The sequence below is a fragment of the Allobosea sp. GW823-FHT01F03 genome, from assembly GCF_058798075.1.
Genome location: NZ_CM179505.1, coordinates 5,270,563 through 5,285,751, shown reverse-complemented (window position 1 = coordinate 5,285,751; position 15,189 = coordinate 5,270,563). Strand labels below are relative to the sequence as shown.

The window sequence follows — 15,189 nt, the reverse complement described above, 5'->3', positions numbered from 1 at the left end:
TGTAGGTAGGACGCGGCCTCAGGCGGCCGGGCCGCGCCTGCCGGCGATGCCGAAATGGCAGATCGCCTCGCCGAGCTTCGGAGCCTTGTTCGGGAAGATCACGAAGCCGTCGCGTGGCGCGGTGACAGGCGTGCCGTCGGCGCGGCGCGCGATGATCGCGCCGGCCGGCACGGCATCTCCGGTCCGCCACGGCCCTTCGGCCGCGTCCCCTTGCGTCTCGCACAGCAGGACGTCGACCATTTCGATCACGTCCTTGAGGGCGAGGGCCGGCATGGCGGCGTCGATCAGCTGCAACTGCGCCAATGTGTTGCGGATCGCGGCATAGCCGATCTCGCCGGCCTCGGGATCGTCATGCGAGCCGCATTCCAGCGTCACCGCATAGCCGCCACAGAAGCGCATGAACTCGGTGGTGCCATAGCCCTCGGTCACCGCGAGGCGGGGCACGTCGAGGCGGGCGCGGATCGCGAGCAGCCTGGCATAGTTGTCGAGCCAGCCATGGATGCCGATGGCGACGCCGAGGCAGTCGGCGAGCGCCGCCTCCTCCTCCGCCCGCGCGAAGGGTTCGAGCTCGCCGCGATTGTTCTGCGGCCCGAAGAAGACGAAGGGCTCGCCCTCGCCGCGGAAGGAGTGGATGTCGAGCAGCGCATCGTGCTGGCGCAGCAGCGCGCAGAGCGGGTTGCCGATCCGGTCCTCGTAATCGTTGGCGAGGGGCTTCTCGCGCAGGTCGCGGTTGAGGTTGCGGTCGCCCTCGCGTGTCTTCTGCCGAAAGGCCTTGGGATTGGCGACCGGCACGAAGGTGACCTCGCCGCGCAGGATCTTGAGCCGCCCGGCGCGGCAATCGTCGATGGCGCGCAGGATCGCGGTGGGGCCGCAGGGCTCGTTGCCGTGAACGGCGCCGAGCACGATCAGCTTCGGGCCAGGTTTCAGGCCGGTGAAGCGCACGCTTTCGAGCGGCCCGTCGTCGAGGTCGATGGCAGTCAAGGTCGGTCTCTCGTTCTAAGCGGTTGGCCCATCACACAAGCTCCGCGGCGCGCAGGCAGCGTACCTCGTGCTTGGGCGCGATCTCGCCGAGCGCCGGCGTCGGCGGCTTGCGGCAGATGTCGCGCACTTCCGGGCAGCGCGGGTGGAAGCGGCAGCCCGACGGCGGCTCCAGCGGGTTCGGCAGTTCGCCGGAAATCTTGACGCCCGGCCGCTCGCCGAACGGGTCGGGGATCGCCGCGATCAAAGCGCGCGTATAGGGATGGCGCGGGGCGGTGAAGATCGAATGCCAATCGCCGGTCTCGACGATACGGCCGAGATACATCACCGCGACCCGGTCGCTCATATGCTCGACCACGCCGAGATCATGGCTGATCATGATGTAGGAGAGCTCCATCGTCTCCTTCAGCTCGAGCAGCAGATTGATGATCTGCGCCCGGATCGAGACGTCGAGCGCCGAGACCGGCTCGTCGAGCACCACGATCTTCGGCTTCAGGATCAGCGCCCGGGCGATGCCGATGCGCTGGCGCTGGCCGCCGGAGAATTCATGCGGATAGCGCGCCGCCTGCTCGGGCCGCAGGCCGACATGGCGCAGCATCTCCTCGATCCGGCCGTCGACCTCGGACTTGTCGGTGATCCCGTGCAGCCGCAGCGGGTCTTCCAGCGTCCGGCGCACGGTCTGGCGCGGATTGAGCGAGGAGTAGGGGTCCTGGAAGACCATCTGCACGATGCGGGCGCGCGCCTTGCGGTCGACACCGGGCGCGGCGATGTCGACCCCGTCGAGCAGGACGCGGCCCCGCGTCGGCTCCTGCAGGCCGAGGATCGAGAGCGCGAGCGTCGACTTCCCGCAGCCGGATTCGCCGACCAGCCCGAGGCATTCGCCCTTCCTGAGGTGGAGGTCGACGCCATCCACGGCATGGACGGTGCGTCGCTTGCCGCCGAGCAGCCCACCGCCGAGCGGGAAATGCACGGCGAGGTCTTCGACCCTGAGGATCATCTGGTCGGTCTCAGGCATGGTGGTGGCACCTCACCCTGCCGCCGCGCGGCAGCGCGGTCTCTTCCGGGTCTTCTGCGATGCAGATCTCGGTCCGCTCCTGGCAGCGCGGATTGAAGCGGCAGCCCTCGGGGAAGGCGGTGACCGCCGGCACGACGCCGGAAATCTCCTTCAATCGGCTGCGGCCATGGCTCGCCCTGGCACCGAGCAAAGGCAGCGAGGCGACGAGCCCGCCGGTATAGGGATGGCTCGGCGCCCGGAAGACTTCCTGCGCCGCCCGTTCCTCGACCAGGCGCCCGGCATACATCACGCCCACTCGGGCGCACATATTGGCGATCAGGCCGAGATCATGGCTGATCATCAGCACGGCCGTGCCCTGCGCTGCCGAGAGGTCGCGGATCAGTTCCAGGATCTCGGCCTGCACGGTGACGTCGAGCGCGGTCGTCGGCTCGTCGGCGAGCAGCAGATCGGGCCGGCAGGCGAGGGCGATCGCGATCATCACGCGCTGGCGCATGCCGCCGGAGAGCTGGTGCGGGTAGTCCTTCACCCGCCGGTCGGGGGCGGGCACGCGGACATCGGCGAGGGCCTCGACAGCCTTGCGCTCGGCCTCGTACCAGGTCGCGCCCTTGTGCAACACGAACATCTCGGCGATCTGGCGGCCGACCGGCGAGAGCGGATTGAGTGCCGTCATCGGTTCCTGGAAGATCATCGAGATCGCATTGCCGCGCAGCTTGCGCATCTCGCTGCCCGGCAGGTCCTGGATCTCGCGGCCCTTGAACAGGATGCGCCCGCCGCCGAAGGCCAGTGGCCGGCGCAGCAGGCCGATCAGGGCAAGCGCCGTGATGCTCTTGCCGCAGCCGGATTCGCCGACCAGGCCGAAGGTTTCGCCGCGGCCGATGCTGAAGCTGACATCCTTGACCGCACCGAAGCGGCGGCTGCCGACGACGAGATCGAGCCGGAGGTTCTCGACCTGGAGGAGTGCCTCGCCGCTCATGCCGTGCGCGCCCGCGACTGGGGATCGAGGATGTCGCGCAGGCCATCGCCGAGCAGGTTGAGGCCGAGCACGGTCATGAAGATGGCGAGCCCCGGGAAGATCGAGATCCAGGGGGCGGTGGTGATCTGGTCGCGGGCGTCCGAGAGCATCGAGCCCCAGCTCGGGAAGGGCGGGCGGATGCCGAGGCCGAGGAAGGAGAGCGAGGCCTCGGCCAGCACGGCGCCGCCCATTCCGAGCGTGCCGATGACGATGATCGGCCCGAGGATGTTCGGCAGGATCTGGGTCAGCATGATCCGGATGTCGCCATAGCCCAGCACCTTGGCGGCCTGGACATAGCCCTGGCTCTTGAGCGAGAGCGCCGAGGCCCGCGACAGCCGGCAGGTATAGGACCAGTTGGTCAGCCCGAGCGCGATCAGAAGGCTGGTCAGCCCCGGCGTCAGGATCGCCATGATTGCCAGCGCGAAGATCAGCGAGGGGATGGCGAGCATCAGATTGGTCAGGCCGTTGACGAAATCATCCCACCAGCCGCCCCAATAGGCGGCGGAGAGGCCGAGGCAGACGCCGATCACCGTGTTGATCAATTGCGAGACGATGCCGACGGTCAGCGAGATGCGCGCGCCATAGAGCACGCGGCTGTAGATGTCGCGCCCCTGCGCATCGGTTCCGAACCAGAACTCGCTGCCGGGCGCGATCTCGGCATTCATCAGATTGGCGTCCATCACTGGGTCGGTATGGGCGAGGAAAGGGGCGAGGGCGCCGGCGACGACCACGGTCGCGAACAGCGCTCCCCCGATCACGAGATTGGCTCTGAGCTTCATCGCAGGCCTCAGCTATAGCGGATGCGGGGGTCGATGATCGCGGCAAGCACGTCGACCAGCATGTTCACGACCAGGAAGAACAGCACGATCACCAGGATGCAGCCCTGGACCACCGGGATGTCGCGCAGCGAGACGCTGTCGACCAGGAGCGAGCCCAGCCCCGGCCAGGCGAAGAGCTTCTCGATCACCACTGCCTGGCCGATCACCGAGCCGAATTGCAGCCCGACCGTGGTCAACACGATGACGAGCGCATTGCGGGCGAGATGCCATTGCACGACGCGGCGCTCGCTCATGCCCTTGGCGCGGGCGGTGCGGACGAAATCGGCGTTCATGATCTCGAGCACGGCGGCGCGCGTGGTGCGCGCCAATAGCGCCAGCGGCGCCACGCCGAGCGCGATCGAGGGCAGGATCAGATTGCGCAAGGCACCGTCGCCATAGCCGAAGCTCGGCAGCCAGCCGAGCTGCAGCGCGAACAGGTACATCAGCATCAGGCCGAGCCAGAATTTCGGCAAGGAGAGGCCCGAGACCGCCGTCACCATCGAGACGGTGTCGACGATGCCGCCCGGCCGCAATGCGGCGAGGAAGCCGAGTGGCACGCCGATCAGGATCGCGAACATCATCGAGGCGAAGGCGAGCTGCATGGTCGGCCAGAGCCGCTCGCCGATCAGATGCCAGACCGGCTGGCGGGTGCGGAAGGAGGTGCCGAGATCGAGCGTCGCGAGCTTGCCGACATAGGTCGCGAAGCGCGTCGCCAGCGGCTGGTCGAGGCCGAACTGCCGGTTCATCCGCTCGACCGCTTCGGCGTCCATGACGGCGCGGCCATCGGAGATCTGGGTCGAGGCGAAGTTGCCGGGAATGACGCTGAACAGCAGGAAGATCAGGCCCGCGACGGCGAGCAGGATCGGAATCGCCTGCAGCAGGCGCCGTAAGACGAATTGCAGCATGCCGGGTTCCTGGAGCCGGATCCGCTCAGATCGAGCGATCTGAGCGACGAGGCGCTCTCTGGCGGGGCTCCGGCGGCATGGCTGCCGCCGGACTTGGCGCGCGCAGGTTCGGCCTATTTCGCCGCCGGCGAGGAGGCGTCGACCCAGAGCTCGTCATATTGCTGCAAGGCGAGCTCGGTCGCGTTCGGCTGCAGGCCCTTGAGCCAGGGCTGATAGGCCATCACCGCCTTGTTGTAGTTGAAGAACCAGACCGGCGCGTCGTCATAGACGATGGCGTTGGCCTTCTTCAGCAGCTCGATCCGCTTGGCCGGATCGTCGGTATTGCCGGCCTCGTCGATCAGCTTGTCGACCTCGGGATTCTTGTAGGTCGTGTAGTTGCAGGCGCTCTGCGGCGTCGCCGAGTGGAAGCACTTCAGGATGGTCAGCGGGTCCGGCCCGGTCAGGTTCGACCAGATATAGGCCTGGAAGTCGCCCTTCTGGGCGGTTGCGCCGAGCGCCGAGCCCTCGATCGGCTTGATCTTCACTTTGATGCCGACCTTGGCGAGCATCGGGATGACTGCTTCGACGATCGGCACGCCCCAGCTCTCGTTCGGGGTCGCCGTCCATTCGAACTCGAAACCGTCGGGATAGCCGGCCTCGGTCAGGAGCTTCTTGGCCTTCTCCTGGTCGAAGGCATAGGGCTTCATGGTCTTGTCATAGGCCGGCGAGGAGAGCGGCAGCCAGCCGGTGGCGCGATAGGCCTTGTCGCGGACGAGGCGCTTGATGATCAGGTCGGAATCGATCGCGTGGTTGATCGCCTGGCGCACGCGCTTGTCGGAGAAGGGCTTGAAGGCCGGATTCATGCCCATATTGCGGGTGAAGACCTCGGCGACCTCGAAGATGCCCTTCGACAGGTTGGGATCGGCCTGGTAGGCGACGTATTGCGTCGGGCCGAGGATCGAGACGTCGATCTCCTTGTTGCGGAAGGCGATGTCGCGCGAGGCGGCCTCGCCCATCGGCGAGATCACCACCTTGTCGGCATAGGGCTTGCCGGCCTTGAAGTACTTCTCCCAGCGCTCCAGCACCATGCGCGATCCCGGCACATGCTCGACGAATTTGAACGGGCCGAGGCCGATCGGCTTGTTGAAGAAATCGGGCTCCTGCGCCTCCTTGGCCGGATAGATCGAGGTCTGGCCGTAATAGAGGAAGAAGCCGGGATCGGCCTTCTCGACCAGGGTCATCTCGAACGTCTGGTCGTCGATCTTCTTCAGGCCCGAGATTTCCTTAGCCTGGCCCTTCTCGACCTCGATCGCCCCCTTGATGCGGCGGATATAACGCGCGCCGGGGAAGCTCTTCGAGCCGTCCATCAGCCGCGTATAGGTCCAGATGATGTCGTCGGCCGTCATCCTGCGGCCATTGTGGAAGAGCGCGTCGTCGCGCAGCTTGAAGGTCCAGGTCAGCCCGTCCGCCGACTTGCTGACGGCGGTCGCGAGTTCCAGCTCCGGCTTGTTCTCGGCCGCGTTCCAGCGATAGAGCGAGCGGTGCAGCGCATAGGTGTAGATCTCGTCCTGGATCTGCGGCGAGACATGGCTGTCATTGCTGGTGAACGAGGTCGCATAGGGTGCGGTGAAGCGGATCGTGCCACCCCGGCGCGGCTGTTCCTGTGCCTGCACGGTGAAGGCCGCCAGCGTCAGCGCGGTCGTCAGAAACCATTTGTTCAACACGTAAAATCCTCCCAAATCCCGGTTGAAATCGCGTCGGGCTTGCCGGTTTTCCGGCTTGGTGCCCGCTTCTTGCACGAACCATTTGTGTACGAACCATAGCTGGCTTTCGGCGGCTGTCTCCCCCTTCTCTTTGCGGAGTGCCGTCAGGCGGCGCTTGCCCGGTCGTAGACGATCTTGCCGCCGCGGATGGTGAGGTCGCAGCGTGTATCTTTCAGGATCTCATCCGGCGAGGCAGCGAGGAGATCGCGCGAGAACACGGCGATATCGGCGAGGAAGCCCGGAGCGAGCTTGCCCTTTACGCCCTCCTGCTTCTGCGAGAAGGCGCCGTATTCGGTGTAGGCCTGCAGCGCTTCCTCGATCGAGACGCGCTGGCGCTCATCCATCACCGTGCCGCGCCAGGTCTGCCGGGTCAGCATGGTGTGGAAATTCGGGAACGGGTTCGGGTCGCAGACCGGCGCGTCGCTGCCGGTCGCCGGCTTCAGGCCAAGGTCGAACCAGGTCCGGAACGGATAGCTCGGCAGCGCCCGTTCCTCGCCGAGCACCTTGACATAGGCGTCGCCGAAATCATGGATGAAGACCTGCTGCGGGCAGGGATAGATCCCGGCCTTGACCATCCGCTCATGCTGCTGCGGTGTCGAGAATCCGCAATGCTCGATACGGTGGCGCCGGTCGGGATCGGGATGGGCTGCGAGCGCCTTCTCATAGGCGGTGATCAATTGCTCGATCGCGGCATCGCCGATCGCATGGCAGGCGAGCTGGTAGCCCTTGGCATGGGCGTCCAGCACCTGGCGTTCGAGCTCCTCGTTCGAGAGCATCTGCACGCCGGTGGTCCGGTCCTCGCCGAGATAGGGCTCGCTCATCCAGGCGGTACGCCCGCCGGCCGAGCCGTCGAGGAAGATCTTGACCGCGCCGACCATCAGCATCTCGTCGCCGGTGCCGGAGATCAGCCCGGCTTCATGGCATTGCGGCACGATCGAGCGGCCCTCATCGCCGAGCAGGGCGAGCCAGGTCCTGACCGGCAGGCGTCCGTCGCGCTTGGCGCGATGATAGGCGGCAATCTCGCCGAAGCCGCCCTTCTGGCCGACGGCGGCGTCCATGCAGGAGGTGATGCCGAGCGAGAGCAGGTAGTTGCCGCCGCGCTCGATGCCGGAGACGAGGTCCTCCTCGGTCGGCGGCGGGATCACGGCGCTGACCGGAGCGCGGGCATTCTCGGCGAGCAGGCCGGTGAGCTTGCCGTTCGCCTGCTCGATCAGCCCGCCGGGCGGCGTCGGCGAGGTCTCTTCGATGCCGGCGAGCTTAAGCGCCAGCGAGTTGCAGATCGAGATATGGCCGCAGGTCCTGACCAGCATCACCGGATTGTCCGGCGAGGCTCGGTCGAGCTCCTCGCGCAGGGGATGGCGGCCGGTGTCGAGCTTGGTCTGGTCGTAGCCGCGCGCCAGCACCCAATCGCCGGGCTTCAGCTTCGCGGCGCGTGTCGCGATCTCGCCGAGCAGGGCTGCCAGCGTCGGCGCATTGGCCGGGCGGGCATCGACCCAGTCCATGGTCATGCCGAGCGAGATCAGGTGCAGATGGGAATCGTTCAGCCCCGGCGTCGCCAGCCGGCCGGCGAGGTCGATGATCCTGGTCTGCGCTCCGGTGAGGCCGGCGATCTCGGCTTCGCTGCCGGCGGCCAGGACCTTGTCGCCCCAGATCGCCAGCGCCTCGACCACGCCTTCCTCCCGGCCGCACCAGATCGGCCCGCCGCGCAGCACGATATCGGCCTTGACGCTCATGCGTCAGCTCCCGCCGCTAGCCTGCTCCCGATTGCCTTCATGCGTTCCTCCGTCCTGTCGCCGCCGGCGCTTTGCGGCCGGTCGGCACGAAACCTTGCAGCCTGCTCAGATGTCGTCCAGCGGGAAGATCGGCCGGCGCACCTTGCGATAAGGCCGCTCCTTGAAATTCTTGGTCGAGAGCGCGCCTGTGTCGACCTCGATCACCTCGCGCGCGATCGGCTCGAAGGCGGCGCGGAAATGCTGCATCGACTTGACGATCAGGGTCGACTTCCGCGTCGGCTCGACGCCGAGCGAGGTGAACTGCGCCGTATCGGTCGCCTGGCCGTTATGGGTGATGACGATGATCTCGACATCGTCGACGCGCAGCAGGGCCGAGAGCCCGTAATTGCGCCAGACGCCGCCACCCATCGGCCCGTAGCAGATGAAATGCCCGTCGGTCAGCGCCACGACATGGGCGTCGAGGTCGAGCGGACCGCCGCCCGTCGTCGGATCGACCTTGCCGCCGAGCTTGAGCTTCACCCGGTTGCCGACGCCGGCCGCCTGCGCCGCAAGCGCGGCTTCCGGATCGCGGATCGCGTGGAAGCCGACATTCTTGAGATCCGCCTCGATCACGGCCCGCAGCAGATTTGTCGCGTCGCCATAGGCGCCCGAGCCCGGATTGTCCGAATAGTCGGAGATCACCAGCGGCTTGCCACCGGCTTCCGGCCCGAGCGTACCTTCGCCTGCCTTGGCGCTGGCCATGGCCTCCTTGAGCGGGGTGAAGTGGATCGAGGAGAAGCGGCGCTGCTCCCAGGCATAATCCATCAGCTCCTCGGCGATGGCCTGCGCCTTGCCGCGATCGTCATGGGTGACGGCGATGGAGGGGCCGATATCGTGCACGTCGGCGGAGGAGAAGCCGGCCTGGACGCTGACCACGAGTGCGTCCCCGGCGGCTTCGAGCGCGTCGCCGCGGCGCAGCAGCTCCTTGAACGGTGGCGAGGTCGTGCGCCCACCATCGAGCGCATAGAGGATCGGGCGGCGCGCCACCGCGACGCGCGGCCGGATCTCGCCCTGCATCGCCCGTTCCAGCAGCTCGGCGCCCTGCCAGCTCCGCTCATACTGGTCGATATGCGGATAGGTCCGGTAGGAAATCAGCGCATTGGCGTTGTCGGCCATGGCTTGCGTCAGCGTCGCGTGCAGATCGAGCACAGAGACGATCGGCACATCCTCGCCGACCCTGGCGCGGATGCGCTTTAGCAGCTCGCCCTCGCCATCGTCGGAGCTTTCGGTCGCCATCGCGCCATGCAGGTGCAGCAGCACGCCGTCGAGCCGCTCGCAGGCGGAAAGGATCATTCCGGCAAAGACATCGAAGGCCGCGTCGGTGACACGGCCTGAGGGATTGGCTCCGGTGACGAGCGGGTGGACGAGGCTCCAGCCGAACTTCTCGGCGGCCTCGAAGGCCGCGCCCATCGCAGTCCGCGTGCCCTGGAAGGCGGTCGGCACCTCATTGTCGCGGAAGACGCCGTGATGGCGGAACACCGCCTCATCCGTGAGCTGAACACTGAACGTGTTCGTCTCGTGCATGAACTCCGCGATCAGAACGCGTTTGGCCATTCCGGCTTCGTCCCCCTGGACCGATTTTCTTTTTTGTAGCGTGGGTCCGGGCCGTTGCCAGCCCGAACCCGTGATGTTTCCCCAGCGTTGCCCCGCTGGTGGATCCGCGCCGATCCTGCTGCGCGCGCTTCAGGCGGCGCAGGCCGCGTCGAGTTGCTGGCCGGCATCCTCGGGCCGGGCATAGGCGCGGCCGAAGCGGTTGGCGAGGAAGGCGTCGAGGCCGATATCCTCCTGCCTGACGAAGCCCTTCTGCGGCAGCTTGCCCTGGGCGAGCAGGTCGAGCACGGCGCAGATGCCCGAAGCGGTGGTGATCTGGATGGCGGAACGCATCTTGCCGCCGACCACGCCGCTATAGACCTTGTTGGCATAGGTCTGCTGGGTCAGCCGGCCGTTCATCCTGCCGCTGACCGTGACGAAGATCACGACCACGTCCTGCAGCGTGCTCGGCAGGGCGTTCTCGAAAATGTCCTTCAGCACGTCGCGGCGGTCGGCGAGGCGCAGGTCCTGCAGCAGCGCCTTCATGATCGCGCAATGGCCGGGATAGCGGATGGTACGATAGTTCAGCGTGCGGACCTTGCCGGCCAGCGTGTCGCAGAGCGTGCCGAGCCCGCCGGAGGTGTTGAAGGCCTCATAGGTGACGCCGTCGAGCGAGAACTCCTCGCGCTCTTCCATTGCCGGCACCAGGATGCGCTCGCCGTTGACGATTGCCTCGCAGGGCTCGCAATACTCGTTGATGACCCCGTCCGTGCTCCAGGTCAGATTGTAGTTCAGCGCGTTGGACGGGTATTGCGGCAGGGCGCCGACGCGCAGTCGCAGGCTGTCGAGCTGTTCGAAATCGCGGGCGAGATCGGCGGCGACGATCGAGATGAAGCCCGGTGCCAGTCCGCATTGCGGGATCAGCGCCGCCTTGGCATCGACCGCGAGCTCCTTGACCCGGCGGGTCGAGGCGACGTCCTCGGTCAGGTCGAGATAGTGCACGCCAAGCTCGGCCGCCGCTTCGGCGATCCGCGTCGTCAGATCGTAGGGGGCGGCGCTGAGCACGGCGAACTGGCCGGCGAGCGCCTGCCGCAGGGCGGCGGGGTCGGTAATGTCGAGCTTACGGGTCGCGAGCGCGGCCCCGGCCGGGATCGCTGCGAGCTGTTCCTGCGAACGGTCCGCCACGGTGACCCGGTAATCTCCGGTGGCGACGAGCAGGTCGGCGATGGTCGCGCCGATCTTGCCGGCGCCGATGACGACGACGTTCTTCATAAAATTTCTCCTGACGAATTTCGGCGCCAAGCTTGGCCGGCGCCTTCGTCAGATAGAAGTAGGCTTCGCGACGATTCATATAGGTTTTTTCGGCGATACGCCGTAAGCTTTAGACATTATGCCGATCGATCAGACCGACCGACAGCTTCTGATCCTGCTGACCGAGAACGCCCGCGCGCCGGTGGCCGAGCTCGGCCGCAAGCTCGGCCTCTCCCGCACGACGGTGCAGAGCCGGATCGAGCGGCTGGAGCGCCGGGGCGTCATCGGCGGCTACACGGCGCGGCTGTCGGAGGATTACGAGAAGGGGCAGGTCAAGGCGCATATCCTGATCACGGCGGTGACCAAGCTCGCCGCCAGGGTCGAGGCCGAGCTGCGCCGGATCCCCGAAGTGCGCACGCTGCACTCCGTCAGCGGTCATTTCGACATGATCGCCGTCGTCGTCGCCCCGTCCATCGGCGAGCTCGACGCGCTGATCGACCGGATCGGTGCACTCGACGGCGTCGAGCGCACCATGTCCTCGATCATTCTGTCGACGAGGATCGAGCGGTAGCGTGACGAAGCGAGGGCTAGGATGATTCTGGTCTGTGGTGAGGCGCTGGTCGATCTCTTCGTCGATGCACCGCAAGAAGGCGAGATGCCGGCCCGCGCCGTCGCTGGCGGTTCGCCTTTCAATGTCGCGATCGGCCTCGCGCGGCTCGGCGTGGCGGCCGGCTTCCTCGGCGGCCTGTCGCGGGATCATTTCGGGCAGATGCTGGCCGGGCGCCTCGCCAAGGAGGGCGTCGACACAGGCTTCCTCGTTCGCAGCGAGAGGCTGTCGACGATCTCGGTCGTTGCCACCGGCGCCGATGGCCAGCCAAGCTACGCCTTTCATGGCGAGGGCGCAGCCGACCGTTCGCTCATGCCGGCCGAGCTGCCGCAATCCCTGTCTGCCGAGGTCGAGGCTCTGACCTTCGGTTCCTATTCGATGGTCGCCGAGCCCGGAGCTTCGGCTTTCGCCACCCTCGCCGAGCGCGAGGGGCGGCGGCGCGTCATCAGCGTCGATCCCAATCTGCGCCCCGGTGTCGAGCCCGACATGGCACGCTGGCGTGCCATGGGCGAACGCTTCTATCGCAGCGCCACCATCGTCAAGGCCAGCGACGAAGATGTCCGGCTCGCCTGGGAAGACCGCTTTTCGCTCGCCGATGCCGCGCAATACTGGCTCGCTTGCGGTGCGGCGCTGGTGGTGATCACCCGCGGCGCCGAAGGGGCGCTCGGCTTCTCTCGCGCCGGCAGCGTCGCTGTCGCGCCGCGGCCCGCAGCGGTCCGCGACACGGTCGGCGCCGGCGACAGTTTCCACGCGGCGCTGCTTGCACAGCTTTCGCGCAGCGGAAGGCTGCGTCGCGAGGCGATCGCGGCGCTCGAGCTGTCGGAGATCGAGGAACTGCTGGGCTATGCTGCCGGGGCGGCGGCGATCACCGTCTCGCGCCGCGGCGCCGCCCTGCCGACGGCGGCCGAAATCGACTCGGTGCTTGCGGCCGGGCGGGGCCGAAAAGGCTTCAGCTCGCGGCCGTCGCGAAATCCGCCGCTTCGTTGAACGCGTCGAGCGTCCGCTCCGGCTTGAGCGCCTCGCAGGTTTCGGCATTGCCGAAGCCGTAGCGGGCCCAGAAGGCGGGCACGCCGATATTGCGGGCGAAGCGGATATCGGTCTCGGTATCGCCGAGCATGAAGGTCTGCTCGGGACGGATATCGGGAAAGCGCGGCGCGATGAGCGTGTGATAGCTGTCGGGGCGCGGTTTTCTGACGAAACCGGGCGCATCGCCGATCACCATCTCGAAATGCTCGTCTATGCCGAAATGGCGCAGGGCCGGCGCGAGCGAGGTCTCGCCCTTGTTGGAGAGCACGATGCTGCGGCAGCCGGCGGCTGCAAGGCTCTCCAGCCCCTCCCGCACGCCGGGGAAGAGTTCGGTGAGGGCGAGGCCCTCGCCGCCATTGTAGATTTCGCGATAGCGGCCTGCCCAGGCGGCGCGCTCGGGATCGTCCGGCTCCAGCCCGAGCAGTCCGCCGAAGAGATCGCTGGCGACAGCGCCGCTGCCGATCGCGCTTTCGACCTCGGCCGCGTCGGGTGCCGGGCGGTCGAAGAACGCGAAGGTCAGGTCGATGACATGGCGGACCGCATCATGCGTGCTGCAGATCGTGCCGTCGAAATCGATGATCGCGAGCTTGTACACCGGGGTTTTGGACCTTTCCTCGCCTGACCGGCTGCGCTTGCAGCCGCAGGCCTTCATGTTTCGGAGGCGACGATCAATTCGCAGCCGGCTTCGCGGATCATCTGCATCGTCCCGCCCGCCGGTCGGCGGTCGGTGACGAGCGTATTGAACTCTCTGAGATGTCCCAGCCTGGACATGGCGGCGCGGCTGAACTTGCTGTGGTCGGCGAGCAGCACGGCGCGCCGCGCATTGCGTAGCATGGCCCGCCCGACGACCGCCTCGTCGTCGCGGTATTCGAGCAGATTCCCCTCGGTGTCGATGCCGCCGATGCTGGTCATGTGCAGGTCGCAGCGATAATTCTCGATGAAGGCGGCGGCATGCATCCCGCCCATCGCCCGGTTCTGGCCGAGCCAGTGGCCGCCGGTGATCAGGATCGAGATATCCGGGCATTTGTCGAGGATCGAGGCGGCGGCGGTCGAGTTGGTGACGACGCGCAGGCCGCGCGGCCGGCGCTCGGCAATCGCCTTGGCGAGTGCGTCGACCGTCGTGCCCGGTGTCAGGAACAGCGAGCTGCCTGGGGTCACCAATTGTGCTGCGACGCGCGCGATCGCCGCTTTCTCGGAGGCGGTCTCGACATGGCGCAGGTCGTAATCGGCGTTGACGGTGCTGAGATTGGCGCTCGCCCCGCCATGGTGCCGGCGCAGGAAGCCGCGATCGGAAAGATCCTGCAGATCGCGCCGCAGGGTCTGCGGCGTGACGTTGAACGTCGCCGCCAGCTCCTCGATCGCGGCATAGCCGCGCCGGGAGAGGATATCGAGAATCTCGCTGTGGCGTTTGCTCAATTGGGCCATGGCTGGCCTAAGGAGCACATCTGTGCCCGGCGTCAAGTGGAATGCGCGTTTTCGAATATCTCTGTTGCGAAAAGGAAAGATTGCTGCATCATCCGCGGCCGTCGCCACTCTGGTCGACCTGTCCGTCGAGCATCCGGGATTGGCCGGCGCCGGCCCGGCGGTCGCCGCAAGCGGAAAGCCGGTTCGATGAAGCGCAAGATCGTCTGCGTCGGAAACCTCGTCCTCGACGAGGTCTTCCAGGTTGCCTCCTTGCCGGCTTCCGGCATCAAGACCGGGGTGCTCGGCTATGAGAAGCGCTATGGCGGCCCGGCGGCGACGGCGGCGGTCGCGATCTGCCGCCTCGGCGGCGCGGCCGCCTATTGGGGGCGCGTCGCCAACGACGCTGCCGGCGAGGCCGGGATCGCCGCGCTGAGCGGGCACGGCGTCGATTGCAGCGGTGTCGCGGTCCTGTCGGAAGGCCGGACGCTGCGCGCCATCGTGATGGTCGACAATCATGGCGAGCGCAGCATCGTCTCGGACCGGCACGGCCTGTCCCTGGATGGCTCGGTGCTGCCGAACGATCCGCTCGACGCTGCCGGAGCCGTCCTCGTCGACAGCCGCTGGCCGGCCGGGGCGCTGATCGCGCTCGATCGCGCCCGCGCTGCCGGCGTCGTCACCGTGCTCGACGCCGATGGCGGCGCGGCCGACGACAATCAGGCCCTGATCGACCGGGCCGACCATGTCGTCTTTTCCAGCGAGGGCCTGCGTGACCATGCCGGCGAGGGTGGTGCCGCAGAGCAGCTGCGCCACTGCGCCGGTGGCGGTGGCAAGATCGTCGCGGTGACCCGAGGCTCCGCCGGGAGCCTCTGGCTGATCGATGGCGAAATCGTCGCCGTGCCGGCCTTCAAGGTCGCTGTCGCCGACACTACGGGCTGCGGCGACACGTTCCACGGTGCCTACGCGCTGGCCTTGAGCGAGGGACGTCCGCCGCTTGCGGCGGCGCGCTTCGCCTCGGCCGCAGCAGCCGTAAAGGCGCAGCGCGGCCGCGGCTGGGACGGCATGGGCGACCGCGCGGCGATCGAGACCATGCTGGCGACAGGGGCCGTCCACCCGCATTGAGGGGGCGTGA

General features: G+C 67.2%; 14 protein-coding genes. 3 read left to right on the top strand and 11 right to left on the bottom strand.

Features of this window, described 5'->3' with window-relative positions; all coding sequences use genetic code 11:
- Nucleotides 1-18 precede the first annotated feature (18 nt).
- The 9 genes from AC3RCC_RS25290 to AC3RCC_RS25250 form a co-directional block, all read right to left on the bottom strand.
- The gene (locus AC3RCC_RS25290) at nucleotides 19-981 is read right to left on the bottom strand and encodes a M14 family metallopeptidase (RefSeq protein WP_492256977.1); all 963 of its coding nucleotides are present in this window, start codon (nucleotides 979-981) and stop codon (nucleotides 19-21) included.
- 31 nt (nucleotides 982-1,012) lie between these two features.
- Nucleotides 1,013-1,993, bottom strand: coding sequence for an ABC transporter ATP-binding protein (locus tag AC3RCC_RS25285; RefSeq protein WP_492256976.1), 981 nt, complete (start codon nucleotides 1,991-1,993; stop codon nucleotides 1,013-1,015).
- Nucleotides 1,986-2,966, bottom strand: coding sequence for an ABC transporter ATP-binding protein (locus AC3RCC_RS25280; RefSeq protein WP_492256975.1), 981 nt, complete (start codon nucleotides 2,964-2,966; stop codon nucleotides 1,986-1,988). Before AC3RCC_RS25280 ends, AC3RCC_RS25285 begins: the two co-directional genes overlap by 8 nt.
- Nucleotides 2,963-3,784: an ABC transporter permease gene (locus AC3RCC_RS25275; protein WP_492256974.1), complete on the bottom strand. Its 822-nt coding sequence runs from the start codon at nucleotides 3,782-3,784 to the stop codon at nucleotides 2,963-2,965. Before AC3RCC_RS25275 ends, AC3RCC_RS25280 begins: the two co-directional genes overlap by 4 nt.
- 8 nt (nucleotides 3,785-3,792) lie before the next feature.
- Nucleotides 3,793-4,728, bottom strand: coding sequence for an ABC transporter permease (locus AC3RCC_RS25270; protein WP_291633540.1), 936 nt, complete (start codon nucleotides 4,726-4,728; stop codon nucleotides 3,793-3,795).
- A gap of 113 nt (nucleotides 4,729-4,841) precedes the next feature.
- Nucleotides 4,842-6,428 (bottom strand): ABC transporter substrate-binding protein, encoded by a 1,587-nt coding sequence (locus tag AC3RCC_RS25265; protein WP_492258832.1) that lies wholly within the window; start codon nucleotides 6,426-6,428, stop codon nucleotides 4,842-4,844.
- Between the two features lie 146 nt (nucleotides 6,429-6,574).
- Nucleotides 6,575-8,203, bottom strand: coding sequence for an amidohydrolase (locus AC3RCC_RS25260; RefSeq protein ID WP_492256973.1), 1,629 nt, complete (start codon nucleotides 8,201-8,203; stop codon nucleotides 6,575-6,577).
- A 105-nt stretch (nucleotides 8,204-8,308) separates the two neighbouring features.
- Nucleotides 8,309-9,796, bottom strand: coding sequence for a M81 family metallopeptidase (locus AC3RCC_RS25255; protein WP_492256972.1), 1,488 nt, complete (start codon nucleotides 9,794-9,796; stop codon nucleotides 8,309-8,311).
- Nucleotides 9,797-9,925: 129 nt separating this feature from the next.
- Complete coding sequence (locus tag AC3RCC_RS25250; RefSeq protein ID WP_492256971.1) at nucleotides 9,926-11,044, bottom strand: saccharopine dehydrogenase family protein; 1,119 nt, start codon at nucleotides 11,042-11,044, stop codon at nucleotides 9,926-9,928.
- A 118-nt stretch (nucleotides 11,045-11,162) separates the two neighbouring features.
- Here AC3RCC_RS25250 and AC3RCC_RS25245 point away from each other — a divergent pair, with 118 nt between their 5' ends.
- Nucleotides 11,163-11,594, top strand: coding sequence for an Lrp/AsnC family transcriptional regulator (locus tag AC3RCC_RS25245; protein WP_291633550.1), 432 nt, complete (start codon nucleotides 11,163-11,165; stop codon nucleotides 11,592-11,594).
- A 21-nt stretch (nucleotides 11,595-11,615) separates the two neighbouring features.
- Nucleotides 11,616-12,617, top strand: a complete 1,002-nt coding sequence (locus tag AC3RCC_RS25240) for a carbohydrate kinase family protein (RefSeq protein WP_492256970.1) — start codon at nucleotides 11,616-11,618, stop codon at nucleotides 12,615-12,617.
- On the opposite strand, the gene AC3RCC_RS25235 is transcribed toward AC3RCC_RS25240, so the two are convergent.
- Nucleotides 12,580-13,251 (bottom strand): HAD family hydrolase, encoded by a 672-nt coding sequence (locus AC3RCC_RS25235; RefSeq protein WP_492256969.1) that lies wholly within the window; start codon nucleotides 13,249-13,251, stop codon nucleotides 12,580-12,582. The two genes, AC3RCC_RS25240 and AC3RCC_RS25235, sit on opposite strands and share 38 nt — an antisense overlap.
- 53 nt (nucleotides 13,252-13,304) lie before the next feature.
- Nucleotides 13,305-14,081 (bottom strand): DeoR/GlpR family DNA-binding transcription regulator, encoded by a 777-nt coding sequence (locus AC3RCC_RS25230; protein WP_492256968.1) that lies wholly within the window; start codon nucleotides 14,079-14,081, stop codon nucleotides 13,305-13,307.
- Between the two features lie 186 nt (nucleotides 14,082-14,267).
- Here AC3RCC_RS25230 and AC3RCC_RS25225 point away from each other — a divergent pair, with 186 nt between their 5' ends.
- Entirely contained in the window at nucleotides 14,268-15,179 is a 912-nt protein-coding gene (locus tag AC3RCC_RS25225; RefSeq protein ID WP_492256967.1) for a PfkB family carbohydrate kinase, read from the top strand.
- Nucleotides 15,180-15,189 lie beyond the last annotated feature (10 nt).